The sequence below is a fragment of the Streptomyces sp. NPDC006743 genome (assembly GCF_040703815.1).
In the GTDB taxonomy this organism is placed as follows: domain Bacteria; phylum Actinomycetota; class Actinomycetes; order Streptomycetales; family Streptomycetaceae; genus Streptomyces.
In genome coordinates this window covers 39,641-52,504 of record NZ_JBEYJA010000040.1, presented here as the reverse complement: position 1 = coordinate 52,504, position 12,864 = coordinate 39,641, and the positions used below count along the sequence as shown (strand labels likewise).

Here is a 12,864-nt window from a genome sequence, read left to right as displayed (position 1 = left end):
GAGCGATCACTTCCCGTCATTCTTGGATCGCACATCGTTCGGGAACGATTTCACCCCCGACAATCATGCGGTGGACTTGCCGCCGACTCCGGTGATCCGGTCCGAGGCGGCATCAGATAGTCGAATGTTAGTTCGAATTGGGAAGGTGAGGCGGGTGCGCGGTCCCCGGTCCGTACCCGAGACACGGGAACGTCGAGACCGCCGGCCCCCCTCCCCGCGGCGGGTCCCGGAACTGCGCACGACAGGGGCACCGCGAGCCGGGCACCCCTTTTGTCCGCAGCTCTTACCCCACGACCCGCGCCGACTGCCCTGACCGGACGGTCCTGCGAGGCGGCCGCCCGCCGCCCGGACACAGCGTCGCCTCCCCCCACGGCACGCGCCGGGAACTTGCGCGCCCGGGCGTCCCGCTGCCGTCCCCGCCCCCGGACGGCACATGGCTCGCCACGGGCACCTGACGGACGCGTGGACCGGGTGCGTGGGGCAAGGTGCCATGGGGCAAGGTCGACTACGCCACGGCGTAGGGACCGTGCGACGTATGAACGGAGTTCTCTCATGAACAGGTCCGACGTGGACCCTCGGTCGGTCGCGGTGATCGGCATGGCGTGCCGGCTGCCCGGGGCGTCCGCGCCCGACGCGCTGTGGGCCCTGCTGCGGGACGCCGTGGACGCCACGAGCGAGACACCCCCCGATCGCTACGACGTGGACGCCCTCCACTCCCCCCAGCCGAGGCAGGGCCGAATAGCCGCCCGGCGCGGCGGCTACGTCGACGAGGTCGCCGAGTTCGACGCCGGGTTCTTCGGCATGTCCGCCACCGAGGCCACCGAACTCGACCCGCAGCAGCGGCTGCTGCTGATGACGGCCTGGGACGCGCTGGAGGACGCCGGCCAGAACCCCGACCGGCTGGCGGGCAGCCGCTCGGGCGTCTTCGTCGGCAACACCCGCGCCGACCACCTGGAACTCGCCCTGCGCCGCGGACCGGACTCGGTGACGGCCGCCCAGCTCAACAACTTCCGTTCCCTGCTGCCCGCCCGGCTGTCCCACTTCCTCGACTTCCGCGGCCCCAGCATCGTGGTGGACACCGCCTGCTCCTCCTCGCTCGTGGCCGTGCACCAGGCCGTGCAGAGCCTGCGCGCCGGTGAGACGCCGCTGGCTCTCGCGGCCGGCGTGAACGTGCCGCTGCGCCCCGACGAGGGCCTGGTGCTCTCGCACGCGGGCGCGATGGCCGCAGACGGGCGCTGCAAGTTCGGTGACGCGGGCGCGGACGGCTACTCGCCCAGCGACGCGGTGGCCGTCGTGGTCCTCAAGCGGCTGACGGACGCCCTGGCCGACGGCGACCGGATCCGGGCCGTCATCCGGGGAAGCGCCGTCGGCAACGACGGCCGCACCAGCGACTCGGTCCTCAACCCCTCCCTGCAGGGCCAGTTGGACGTGCTGCGCTGGGCGTACGAGGACGCGGGCGTGAACCCGGCCGACGTCGACTACGTCGAGGCCCACGGAGCGGGATCCCCCGCCCTGGACCCGCTGGAGCTGAGGGCCCTGGGTGAGGTGCTCGGAGCCGGCCGGCCCGCCGGCCGGCCGCTCCTGGTGGGTTCGGTGAAGACCAACATCGGCCACGCGGAGGCCGCCGGGGGCACGGCCGGCCTGATCAAGACCGTGCTGTGCCTGGAGCACGGCCAGGTGCCGGCCTGTCTCCACCTGGACACCCCCAACCCGGGCGTCGACTGGGACGCGCTGCCGCTGACCGTGCCGGACAAGCTGCTGGACCTGCCCGTCCTCGGCCGCCCCGCCGTCGCCGGAGTCGGCGGGCAGGGCTCCTCCGCCCTCAACGCCCACGTGGTGCTCGCCCAGCCCGACCCGCGCCACATGCCGCCCGCCACCGAGCCGGACCGCGGTCCCTACCTCCTCGCCCTGTCGGCCCACAGCCCCGCCGCGCTGGAGGCGCTGCGCGAGGCCTACGTGCGCTACCTGCGGCCGGGCGGCGCGGGCGCCTCGTACGCGCTGCACGACATCTGCCACAGCGCGGCCGCCCGGCGCCGCCACCACGCGCACCGCCTGGCGGTCACCGGCCACACCCACGAGGAGCTGGCGGCGGCCCTCGCCGGGACACCGGCACCGGCCGCCGGCGGACCGCTGACGGCGGCCGCCGAACGCTACCTGGCGGGCGGCGAGCCGGAACGGGCAACGATGTCCGGCACCCCGGGCCGGTGCGTACCGCTGCCTTCCTACCCCTGGCAGACACGGCGGTACTGGGCGGGCGAGGAGCCCGACGGCGGCCACCGCGCGCAGGACGGCGCGGACCTGGCGGACCGGGTGCTGCGCGAACACGCCCGCACCGGCTTCGACGACGCCTCCGGCCTCACCGACATCGGCATCGACTCCCTCGCCAAACTGCGGATCGTGGTGGAACTGGCCGAACGGTGCGGGCAGGAGATCGACCCCGAGGAACTCGGCGGACTGCGCACGGTCGGTGAGCTGCGGCAGTGGACGCGAACGCTCCAGGCGGCCGGCCGATGACCCACCCGTCCACCCTCTACGGCTGGTTCGCCCGCTCGGCCGCCGCTCACCCCGACGCCCCCGCGCTGGAGGTCGCCGGGGCGTGCCTGACCTACCGGGAACTGCGCGCGGCCGCCGAACGCCTCGCCGCCCGGCTGACCGCCGCGGCCGGGGGCACCGCACCGCGGCGCGTCGGGCTGCTGACGTCCCGCTCGGTGACCGCCTACGCCGGGTACCTCGCCATCCTGCGCACCGGCGCGGCCGTCGTACCGCTCAACCCCGAACACCCCGCCGCGCGGACCGCCGCCATCGCCGCGGCGGCCGGCCTGGACCTGGTGCTGACCACGAGCGCGGACGCCCCCTCGGCCACCGGCCTCGGCACGCCCGTCCACATCCACACCCCCGACGCCGAGACCGGCGCCGGCACCGAGGGCGCCGAGACCGCGGACGGCACCGGCCCCGGCGCGCCCCCGCCGCAGGCGGATCCCGACGGCGTCGCGTACATCATCTTCACCTCGGGCTCCACCGGCGCGCCCAAGGGCGTGCCCGTCCGGCACCGCAACATCTGCGCCTACCTGGAGCGGGTCGCGGGCCGCTACGGCATCGGTCCGGGCAGCCGGCTGTCGCAGAGCTTCGAGCTGACCTTCGACGGATCCGTGCACGACCTGTTCGTCGCCTGGGCGGGCGGCGGCACCCTCGTCGTGCCCTCCCGCGGCCAGTTGCTGAACCCGGTCAAGACCGTCAACAGCCTGCGCCTGACGCACTGGTTCTCGGTGCCGTCGCTGATCACCTTCGCCGCCCGGCTGGGCGCCCTGGCCCCGGACAGCATGCCGACCCTGCGGTGGAGCGTCTTCGGCGGGGAACCGCTGACCCTGCGGGCGGCCCGCGAGTGGCGCGCCGCCGCGCCCGGCAGCCGCCTCGAAGTCCTCTACGGACCCACGGAAGTGACGATCTCGTGCACCGCCTACCGGTTCCCCGACGAGGTGGCGCACTGGCCGCGGACCCCCAACGGCACCGCGCCCATCGGGACCGGTCACCGGGACCTGGACGTCCTCCTGCTCGGCGAGGACGGCCGGCCCGCCGAGCGGGGCGAGCTGTGCGTGCGCGGCCCGCTGCGCTTCGACGGCTACCTGGACCCGCGGCACGACGGGGGCCGCTTCCTCACCGAGGACCTCCGCCCGGCCGACGGCTCACCGCCCGCCCCGGGGCACTGGTACCGGACGGGCGACCGGGTCGCCGTGACCGACGGCCTGCTGGTCCACCTCGGCCGGACCGACCAGCAGGTCAAGGTCCGCGGGCACCGCATCGAACTCGGTGAGGTCGAGGCCGCCCTGCGCACCCAGCCCGGAGTGCGGGACGCGATCGTCGTCACCCTGCCCGCGGCCGACGGCGAACCGGAGCTCCAGGCCGCGGTCAGCGGCACCGGCTGCGTCCCCGACCGCTTGTACGCGGCGCTGGCCGGCCGCCTGCCGCCGTACATGATGCCCAGCCGGATCACCGTCCTGGACGAGCTGCCGCTCAACCCCAACGGCAAGATCGACCGCCGGGCGCTGCTCGCCGAACTGGGGCGCCCGCGCTGACCACGGGCACCGGCCTCCCCCCGAACCCCGCCTCCCACCCCCCACACCCTTCCTCCCCTGTCCCCGAAGCTCGTTGTGAGGCATCCGCATGTACGACGCCATCGTGGTGGGAGCGCGCTGTGCCGGCGCCCCCGCCGCCCTGCTGCTGGCCCGCGCGGGCCACCGTGTCCTTCTGCTCGACAAGGCGGCGTACGGTTCCGACACCCTCTCCACCCACCTCGTCCACCAGCCCGGCGTCGCCGCGCTCGCCCGGTGGGGAGTGCTCGACCGGGTCCGGGCCTCGGGCTGCCCGCCGCTGGACCGCACGGTCTACGAGGTCGCCGACATCCACATCGAGGGCCGGGCCAGGGGCGTGGCGGGACAGCGCTCGGGATTCGCCCCGCGCCGCCACGTGCTCGACGCCATCCTGGTCGACGCGGCCACCGCGGCCGGCGCCGAGTTCCGCGACCACTGCCGGGTGACCGGTCTGCTGCGCGACGGCCTCGGGCGGGTCGTCGGTGTCGAGGGCAGCCGGGACGGCCGGCCCTTCACCGAGCGGGCCCGCCTGGTGATCGGCGCGGACGGGATGCGCTCCACCGTCGCCCGGCTGGCGGCGGCCCCCTGCACCGTGCAGGACCCCCGGCTCACCTGCGCCTACTACACGTACTGGCAGGACGTGCCCGCCGACCTGGAGCTGTTCGAGCGGCCCGGCGGCTGGGTGGCCGCGGTGCCCACCAACGACGACGCGACCCTCGTCCTCGCCTACTTCCCGCAGTCCCGGTTCGAGGAGGTCCGCGCGGACGCGCACCGCGCCTACCGCGAGCAGATCCGCGCCACCGCTCCCGCCCTGCACGAGCGGCTGGCCGGCCGGGAACCGGCGGAGCGGCTGCACGGCAGCGGCGACCAGCAGAACTTCTTCCGGCGGGCGGCCGGGCCCGGCTGGGTCCTCGTGGGGGACGCCGCGCACCACAAGGACTCCATCACCGCCCGCGGGATCAGTGACGCCTTCTGGCAGGTCGAACGGCTGGCGGAGGCCCTGTCGGGCACCCTGGACGGCGCCCCGGACGTGCTCGACACCGCGCTGGCCCGCTACGCCGAGGACTGCGCGCGGCATCTGGCGCCGGGCTACGAGGCCACCCTCGGCGTCGCCCGGCTCGATCCGCACGAGCAGCGGCTCTCCCTGCTGCGGGCCGTGCAGTCGGATGCCGAACTCACCGCGATCTACCTCGACATGGTGGCCGGCATCGCCTCGGCCGGGGCGCTGTACACCCCGCGGCTGCTGGCCCTGCTGTGATGCGTCCGCCCGCCGTGACCGCGGCACCCGGCGCCCTGCACGGCCCACGGCGGCGCTGTCAACTCGGCTGTCGTCACAGGCCAGTTGCCATGGACGCCACATGACGCTGCGCGATGATCCTGATACGGTGCAGCTCGCGCGACTTCGATCACGGTGGGCCACCAGGCCGCGGGGGGCGGGGATCGTCGGACGTCGCGTTCCCTGCCCGCACCGCTGAACCGCTGCTGTACGAGGAATCAGATGCCAGGCACCCGCGACCGGCGGACACGTCACCGCGCCGGTACCCCGAGATCACTGCGATCCTCGTTCGTCCTCCCCTTCGTCATCCCCGCGGTCTGCGTCAGCGGGCTGTGGGGGTACACGGCCGCCGGTCTGGTGGACGACCAGGCCGGGCTGCACACCGACGCCGGCCACGTCGCGTCCGTCGCCCGGCCCGCGCAGCAACTGCTCGCACGGCTGCAGGACGAACGCCGGCTCACCGCCCTGTGGCAGGCGAGCCGCACGGACCCCGCGCGCGCGGACCTCGACTCGGCCCGCGCCAGGACCGACACCGCCCTCGCCGAGTACCGGCGGCACGCCGCCGCCGCGGACACCGCCGCGCTCCGGCGCCGGGCCGGGGCCTACGACGGCGCGCTGAAGTCGCTGGCGGACCGCCGGGCGGCGATCGACGCGCGCAAGCTGTCCTCCGGCGACGCCTTCGCGTACTTCACCGACGCCGCCTCGCAGGGGCTCGCGCTGCTGACCGCGGCGGTGCGCGGCGACGACGCCAGGACGGAGCGGGCCGGCACCGCGACGGTGGCGGTGGCCCGGATCACCGAGCTGCTGTCCCGCGAGGACGCCCTGGTCACCGCCGCCCTGCCCGGACACCGCATACCGGCCGCCGACCGCGCCCGCTTCGGCCGGTACGCCGCGGTCCGGACGGCCGCCCGGGAGGGGCTGGCCGCCGCGGACCTGCCCGGCGGCACCGCCGCCACGTACGACCGGATCACCTCCGGGCCCCAGTGGCGCACGGTGGCCTCGGCCGAGCAGGCCGTCGGCGACGGTCAGGGCACCGCGCTGCCGCGGGACGCCACCGCCTGGCCGGCCGCGGCCGACGGCGTGGTCCACGAGTTCCAGGCCCTGACCGACACCTCCCTCGGCGCGCTGTCCGCCCATGCCACCGACCGGGCGCGGGACTTGCTGCTGGTCACCCTGCTGGGCAGCGCGGCCACGCTGGCGGCCGTGGCCGCCGCGACGGTGCTGGCACTGCGCACCCGGCGCTCCGCGCTCGGCCGGCTCACCGAGTTCGAGCGGCTGTCCCAGGAGCTCGCCGGTCTGCGGTCGGGCACCGAGCACCTGGCCGCCGTACGGCTCCCCGAACTCCTGGCCCGGCTCGAGAAGGGCGAGCGGGTCGATCCGGCCGCCCTCACCCCGCACCGGCAGCACAGCGGCGACGAGATCGGCCGCCTCTCCTCTGCGGTCGACCAGCTGGCGCGGGTCGCCGCGGACTCCGTGCTGCGCCAGTCCCAGGGCCGGCAGGGCTCGGACAAGGTCGTCGGCCAGCTCATCCGGCGGGCCCAGGTGCTGATCCACCGGCTGATCGCGCTGCTGGACGACCTGGAGCGCAAGCACGAGGACTCCGACCTGCTCAAGGACATCTTCCGCGTCGACCACCTGGCGACCCGGGTGCGGCGGCACGCGGAGAACCTGATGATCCTCAGCGGCGCCCCGCCGAGCCGCCGCATGACACGGCCGGTGGCGATCACCGACGTGATGCGCGGCGCGGTGGCGGAGACGGAGCACTACACCAGGGTCAGGGTGCGCAACACCCCGGCGGACCGGCGGGTGGCACTGGCCGGCCGCGCGGTCGCCGACGTCACCCACCTGCTGGCCGAACTCATCGAGAACGGCACCAGCTTCTCCCCGCCCGACACCGAGGTCACGGTCAGCACCGCCCGGGTGGCCAAGGGCCTGGCGGTGCATGTCGAGGACCAGGGGCTCGGCATGCCCGCGGAGATGCTGGAGCGCGCCAACGAACTGCTCGCCCAGCCGCCCCGGGTCGACATGACGGTGTTCGGCGAGGACCCCCGTCTCGGGCACTTCGTGGTGGCCCGGCTGGCCGAGCGGCACGGCATCAAGGTGGTGCTGCGCGAGTCCGACTACGGCGGCACACGCGCCCTGGTGATGCTGCCGGCCGCGTTGCTGGAGGACGTCTCCTCCCCGGTCGTCGACCAGTTGCAGTCGGCCGCCGTCGCCGCGGGCCGGGCCGTGGGGAGCCCGGCGGACCCCCAGCTGACGGACGGCGGGCAGTACGCCGCCGCCGGGGCCGTGCAGGGTGCGCTGACCGCGGCGGCCGGCCCGCCGGCCGGTGCCGACGAGGTGATCGTCCACGCGGCGATGCCCGACCACAACGGCTTTCCCGAGTACGGAGGTGCCGGTCTGCTGCCCCCCGCCGCGTCCGACCACCCCGCGCCGTCGCCGGCCTTCGGGCCGGTTCCGGACGCCCCCGGCACCGGCGCCCGCACCCCCGCGACGACCCCGTACCCGCCCGGCCCGCCCTCGCACACGCCGGGCCGGGCCCCGGCGGGAGCGCACCCGCCGGCCGGGCAGCCGGGCCCCTCCGCGCCGTCGGCCCCGCCCGCACCGCCGGCCTTCCCCGCGCCCCCGGCCGGGTCCGTGCCACCGGATCCCCACCCGCCGGCCTCCCCCTACGCGCCCGAGGCCCCGTCCGCGCCGGCCGGCCCGTACGTTCCGGAGGACCGGCACGCGCCCCCGGCGCCGTCCTCGTCCCCGGCCGCCGACGCGTCCCTGCGGCGCAGCGCGGTACCCCGCCAGGAGCGGCCCGCGCCCGCCACGGACCACCCCTCCGCGGCGGCCGTGACGCCGGCGGCTCCCGCGGCCGGTGCCTCCGCCCCGGACGGCGCCCCGGACACCTCCGGCCCGCTGACGACCCCCTCGGTCCTGCCGCAGCGCGTCCGGGGGGCCAGCCTCGCGCAGCAGTTGCGCCGGGAGGCCGCGTACGCCGAGGACGAACCCGCGGGCGGGAGTGACGACGACGTCATCTCGCCGGACGCGTCGGCCCGTGCGATGAGCGCCATCCACCAGGGGCTCAAGCGGGCCTGGATGTCCGAGGACGACGACACGCCGCACGGTGCGCACGGGCGGCAGAGCGATGCGGCAGGCCCCCCTGCCCATGAACTGTGAGGACGTTACGCAATGACTGAGCAGGTACAGACCGGACGTCAGCTGGACTGGCTCCTGGACGGCCTGGTGAACCGGATTCCGGAGATCCGCTGCGCCATCGTGCTCTCCGGGGACGGTCTTCTGATCGGCAAGTCCAAGGACATGCTCCGGGACGACGCCGAGCACCTGTCGGCGGTGGCCTCGGGCGTGCACAGCCTCGCCCGCGGCGCCGCCCGGCACTTCCACAGCGGAAGCGTGCAGCAGACGGTCATTCAGATGGACAAGGCGTTCCTTTTCGTCACGGCCGCGGGCAAGGGGGCGCGGCTGGCGGCGCTGGCCTCGGAAGAAGTGGATGTCGGGATGATGGCGTACGAGATGGGCACGCTCGTCAAGCAGGTCGGCCAGTACCTGACGGCCGCGCCGCGCGTGCAGTCCCCGGCCGGCGGCCCCGTTCAGAATGCCTGAACCGCGCCGGCACGACGAGCCGGAGGCCGGACGCTACTTACGGCCCTACGCCATCACCGGTGGCCGTACCCAGCACAGTCAGCACGCGTTCACGCTGATCACGCTGGTCGTCGCGCGGTCCGCGCGGGGGGCGGGCGCCGGCCACCTGGAGCCGGAGGCGGCCCACATCCTGGACCTGTGCCGGGACCGGGCGCTGGCGCTCGCGGAGATCGCCGCGCTGCTGGACCTGCCGGTGAGCGTGGTGAAGGTGCTGTGCGGCGATCTGCTCGACGCCTCGCTGATCCTGGTGCAGTCGCCGCCGGGGCGCGAGAGCCGGCCGAGCGTGGAACTCATCGAAAGGGTGATGGATGGTATCCGTCAGCTCTGACCCCGTCATGGCCGGCCCGGTCATGCCGACCGCGTTGAAGATCCTGATCGCGGGCGGCTTCGGCGTGGGCAAGACCACCATGGTGGCCGCGGTGAGCGAGGTCCCTCCGCTGGAGACGGAGGAGCGCATGACCGAGGCGAGTCTCGGCGTCGACGACCTGTCGGGGGTGGAGACCAAGGCGTCCACGACGGTGGCGATGGACTTCGGCCGCATCACGATCGGTCCGGAACTGGTGCTGTACCTGTTCGGCACGCCCGGCCAGGACCGGTTCTGGTTCATGTGGGACGACCTGGCCACGGGGGCGCTCGGCGCGGTCGTCCTCGCCGACACGCGGCGGCTGGAGGCCTCGTTCGCCTCGATCGACTTCTTCGAGGAGCGCGGGATCCCCTTCGCCGTGGGCATCAACTGCTTCCACGGGCGGCGCGACTGCACCGCCGAGCAGGTGCGGGCGGCGCTGGACCTGGACCCGGCCACCCCGGTGGTGCTGTGCGACGTGCGCGACCGCGCCTCCGGCAAACAGGTCCTGCTCGGTGTCCTGGAGGCGGCCCGTGCCGCGGCCGAGGCCCGCGCCGGCCACGGACCGCAGCGGTCCCTGACCGGCGGCTGAGGGCGGCGCGCGGGACACACTGTGCCGGACGGCTGAGGACGGCGCGGGGCACACCGCGCCTGACCGGCTGAGGGGCGGCGCGGGCACCCTCTGCCCGCACCGCCCCTCGGTACCGCCCCGCCGGGCCGGGGCGGCCGCTTCAGCGGTGCGCCACGAGATCCGCGAGGGCGGTGTTGAGCCGCAGGACGTTCACCCGGGGCTCGCCCATGAAGCCCAGGGTGCGCCCGTCGGTGTGGTCCGCTACCAGCCGCTCGACCCGGGCGAGCGGCAGGGCGTTGCGTACGGCGACCCGGCGTGCCTGGAGCCGCGCGTACTGCGGGGAGATGTCGGGGTCCAGGCCCGATCCGGAGGACGTGACCGCGTCGGCGGGGACCTCGGAGGGCCGGATCGCGTGACCGTGCACCGAGTTGTCCCTGACGACGGCCGCCCGCGCGTCCCGGACCTGTTCGATCAGCGTCCTGTTGTCGGCGGCCAGGTTGGTGGCGCCGGACACCAGCAGCGAGTACCGGGTGTTGACGCTGTTGGCAGCCAGCCCGTTCGCGGGCCGGCCCTGGAACCACTTCAGGTCGGCCCGCGGGGTCCGCTGCCCCTTCTTCAGGGGGAGGCCGTAGGACTGGCCGATGAGCGCGGAGCCGACGACCCTGCCGTCCGCCCTGACCTCGGAGCCGTTGGCCTTGCCGGGGAACAGGCCCTGCGCGACGCCGGTGACGGCGAGCGGGTAGAGGACGCCGGTCACCAGGGTCAGCACGAGCAGGGCGCGCAGGCCCGCTGCGAGCAACCGGGCGGTGTTCGTGAAGGAGTTGTTCATGGCGGTCAGCCGATTCCGGGTATGAGGGACAGGAGCAGGTCGATCAGCTTGATGCCGGCGAAGGGGGCGATCAGGCCGCCGATGCCGTAGACGGCGAGGTTGCGGCGGAGCATCCGGTCCGCGCCCATGGGCCGGTAGCGCACGCCCTTGAGGGCGAGCGGCACCAGTGCCACGATGATCAGCGCGTTGAAGACCACGGCGGACAGGATCGCCGAGCTCGGCGAGGCCAGATGCATGATGTCGAGCTTGCCGAGGCCGGGATGGACCGCGGCGAACAGCGCCGGGATGATCGCGAAGTACTTCGCCACGTCGTTGGCGATGGAGAACGTGGTGAGCGCGCCCCGGGTGATCAGCAGCTGTTTGCCGATCTCGACGATCTCGATCAGCTTGGTGGGGTCGGAGTCGAGGTCGACCATGTTGCCGGCCTCCTTGGCGGCCGACGTGCCGGTGTTCATCGCCACGCCGACGTCCGCCTGGGCCAGCGCCGGTGCGTCGTTGGTGCCGTCGCCGGTCATCGCGACCAGCTTGCCGCCCGCCTGCTCGCGTTTGATGAGGGCCATCTTGTCCTCGGGGGTGGCCTCGGCGAGGAAGTCGTCCACCCCGGCCTCCTCGGCGATCGCCTTGGCCGTCAGCGGGTTGTCACCGGTGATCATGACGGTCCTGATGCCCATGCGGCGCAGTTCGCCGAACCGTTCCCGCATGCCGTCCTTGACGACGTCCTTGAGGTGGACGACGCCGAGCACGCGGGCGCCGCGCGCGTCCTCGACGGCGACCAGCAGCGGGGTGCCGCCGGCTTCCGAGATGCCGTCCACGAGAGCGGCGGCGTCCTGGGCGACCGTGCCGCCGCGCTCCTCGACCCAGGCGGCGACCGAGGCGGCCGCTCCCTTGCGGATCCGCCGGCCGTCGACGTCGACGCCGGACATCCGGGTCTGGGCGGTGAACGCGATCCACTCGGCCGAGGCCAGTTCCCCCTGGTGGCGTTCCCTGAGCCCGTACTCCTCCTTCGCCAGCACGACCACCGAGCGGCCCTCGGGGGTCTCGTCGGCCAGCGAGGAGAGCTGGGCGGCGTCGGCGAGTTCGGCCGCGGTGGTGCCGCGCACCGGCACCAGGGCGCAGGCCTGCCGGTTGCCGAGGGTGATCGTGCCGGTCTTGTCGAGCAGCAGCGTGGAGACGTCCCCGGCGGCCTCGACCGCGCGGCCGGACAGGGCGAGCACGTTGCGCTGCACCAGCCGGTCCATGCCCGCGATGCCGATGGCGGACAGCAGGGCGCCGATCGTCGTCGGGATGAGGCAGACCAGGAGCGCCACCAGGACCACCAGCGTCAGGTGGGCGCCGGCGTGCGCGGCGAACGCCGGCAGGGTGGCGCAGGCCAGCAGGAAGACGATGGTCAGGGACGCGAGCAGGATGTTGAGCGCGATCTCGTTGGGCGTCTTCTGCCGGGCCGCGCCCTCGACCAGGCTGATCATCCGGTCGATGAAGGTCTCACCCGGCCGGGTGGTGATCCGGACGACGATGCGGTCCGAGAGGACCTTGGTCCCGCCGGTCACCGCGGACCGGTCGCCGCCGGACTCCCGGATGACCGGTGCGGACTCGCCGGTGATCGCCGACTCGTCGACGCTCGCCACCCCCTCGACGACGTCGCCGTCCCCGGGGACGACGTCCCCGGCCTCGCAGACCACCAGGTCACCGACGCGCAGGTCGGTTCCGGGCACCCGCTCCTCTCCCCCGGCGGCCAGCCGGCGGGCCACCGTGCCGGTCTTGGCCTGGCGCAGGGTGTCGGCCTGGGCCTTGCCCCGGCCCTCGGCGACGGCCTCGGCGAGGTTGGCGAAGACGACGGTCAGCCACAGCCAGCCACTGATCGTCCAGCCGAACCAGTCACCGGGGTCGGCGCAGGAGCAGACGGTGGTCAGCACCGAACCGATCCAGACCACGAACATGACCGGCGACCTGGCCTGGATCCGCGGGTCGAGTTTACGCAGGGCGTCCGGCAGCGACTTGAGCAGCTGCGCGGGGTCGAACAGGCCGGCGCCGACGCGGCCGGTGGCCTGCGGGCGCCCGGTGGGGGCGTCGCGGTGCGGCGTCCGGGTGGGGGTGACTGCGGACATGGAG

At 74.6% G+C, this 12,864-nt stretch carries 9 protein-coding genes; 7 read left to right on the top strand and 2 right to left on the bottom strand.

All coding sequences use genetic code 11. From position 1 onward, the window contains the following. Positions 1 to 552 precede the first annotated feature (552 nt). From ABZ719_RS27230 to ABZ719_RS27200, 7 genes are all read left to right on the top strand, one after another. Positions 553 to 2,514, top strand: coding sequence for a beta-ketoacyl synthase N-terminal-like domain-containing protein (locus ABZ719_RS27230; protein ID WP_366727797.1), 1,962 nt, complete (start codon positions 553 to 555; stop codon positions 2,512 to 2,514). Continuing rightward, positions 2,511 to 4,073: an amino acid adenylation domain-containing protein gene (locus ABZ719_RS27225; RefSeq protein ID WP_366727796.1), complete on the top strand. Its 1,563-nt coding sequence runs from the start codon at positions 2,511 to 2,513 to the stop codon at positions 4,071 to 4,073. Before ABZ719_RS27230 ends, ABZ719_RS27225 begins: the two co-directional genes overlap by 4 nt. Before the next feature lie 88 nt (positions 4,074 to 4,161). Continuing rightward, entirely contained in the window at positions 4,162 to 5,346 is a 1,185-nt protein-coding gene (locus tag ABZ719_RS27220; RefSeq protein WP_366727795.1) for an FAD-dependent monooxygenase, read from the top strand. Between the two features lie 240 nt (positions 5,347 to 5,586). Beyond that, entirely contained in the window at positions 5,587 to 8,529 is a 2,943-nt protein-coding gene (locus ABZ719_RS27215) for a nitrate- and nitrite sensing domain-containing protein (RefSeq protein ID WP_366727794.1), read from the top strand. 12 nt (positions 8,530 to 8,541) lie between these two features. Beyond that, positions 8,542 to 8,973, top strand: a complete 432-nt coding sequence (locus ABZ719_RS27210; protein ID WP_037852441.1) for a roadblock/LC7 domain-containing protein — start codon at positions 8,542 to 8,544, stop codon at positions 8,971 to 8,973. Continuing rightward, entirely contained in the window at positions 8,966 to 9,340 is a 375-nt protein-coding gene (locus ABZ719_RS27205) for a DUF742 domain-containing protein (RefSeq protein WP_366727793.1), read from the top strand. Before ABZ719_RS27210 ends, ABZ719_RS27205 begins: the two co-directional genes overlap by 8 nt. Continuing rightward, positions 9,321 to 9,947, top strand: a complete 627-nt coding sequence (locus tag ABZ719_RS27200) for an ATP/GTP-binding protein (protein WP_366727792.1) — start codon at positions 9,321 to 9,323, stop codon at positions 9,945 to 9,947. Before ABZ719_RS27205 ends, ABZ719_RS27200 begins: the two co-directional genes overlap by 20 nt. A gap of 139 nt (positions 9,948 to 10,086) precedes the next feature. On the opposite strand, the gene ABZ719_RS27195 is transcribed toward ABZ719_RS27200, so the two are convergent. Both ABZ719_RS27195 and kdpB read right to left on the bottom strand, forming a co-directional pair. Further along, positions 10,087 to 10,755, bottom strand: a complete 669-nt coding sequence (locus ABZ719_RS27195; RefSeq protein ID WP_366727791.1) for a potassium-transporting ATPase subunit C — start codon at positions 10,753 to 10,755, stop codon at positions 10,087 to 10,089. 5 nt (positions 10,756 to 10,760) lie between these two features. Beyond that, on the bottom strand, positions 10,761 to 12,860 hold the full coding sequence (kdpB, locus tag ABZ719_RS27190) for a potassium-transporting ATPase subunit KdpB (RefSeq protein WP_366727818.1): 2,100 nt from the start codon (positions 12,858 to 12,860) through the stop codon (positions 10,761 to 10,763). Between the last annotated feature and the right edge of the window lie 4 nt (positions 12,861 to 12,864).

Bases quoted from the DNA above. Each gene is read 5' to 3' on its own strand.
- ABZ719_RS27230 (WP_366727797.1), top strand. From the start codon at position 553: ATGAACAGGTCCGACGTGGACCCTCGGTCGGTCGCGGTGATCGGCATG.
- ABZ719_RS27225 (WP_366727796.1), top strand. From the start codon at position 2,511: ATGACCCACCCGTCCACCCTCTACGGCTGGTTCGCCCGCTCGGCCGCC.
- ABZ719_RS27220 (WP_366727795.1), top strand. From the start codon at position 4,162: ATGTACGACGCCATCGTGGTGGGAGCGCGCTGTGCCGGCGCCCCCGCC.
- ABZ719_RS27215 (WP_366727794.1), top strand. From the start codon at position 5,587: ATGCCAGGCACCCGCGACCGGCGGACACGTCACCGCGCCGGTACCCCG.
- ABZ719_RS27210 (WP_037852441.1), top strand. From the start codon at position 8,542: ATGACTGAGCAGGTACAGACCGGACGTCAGCTGGACTGGCTCCTGGAC.
- ABZ719_RS27205 (WP_366727793.1), top strand. From the start codon at position 8,966: ATGCCTGAACCGCGCCGGCACGACGAGCCGGAGGCCGGACGCTACTTA.
- ABZ719_RS27200 (WP_366727792.1), top strand. From the start codon at position 9,321: ATGGTATCCGTCAGCTCTGACCCCGTCATGGCCGGCCCGGTCATGCCG.
- ABZ719_RS27195 (WP_366727791.1), bottom strand. From the start codon at position 10,755: ATGAACAACTCCTTCACGAACACCGCCCGGTTGCTCGCAGCGGGCCTG.
- kdpB (WP_366727818.1), bottom strand. From the start codon at position 12,860: ATGTCCGCAGTCACCCCCACCCGGACGCCGCACCGCGACGCCCCCACC.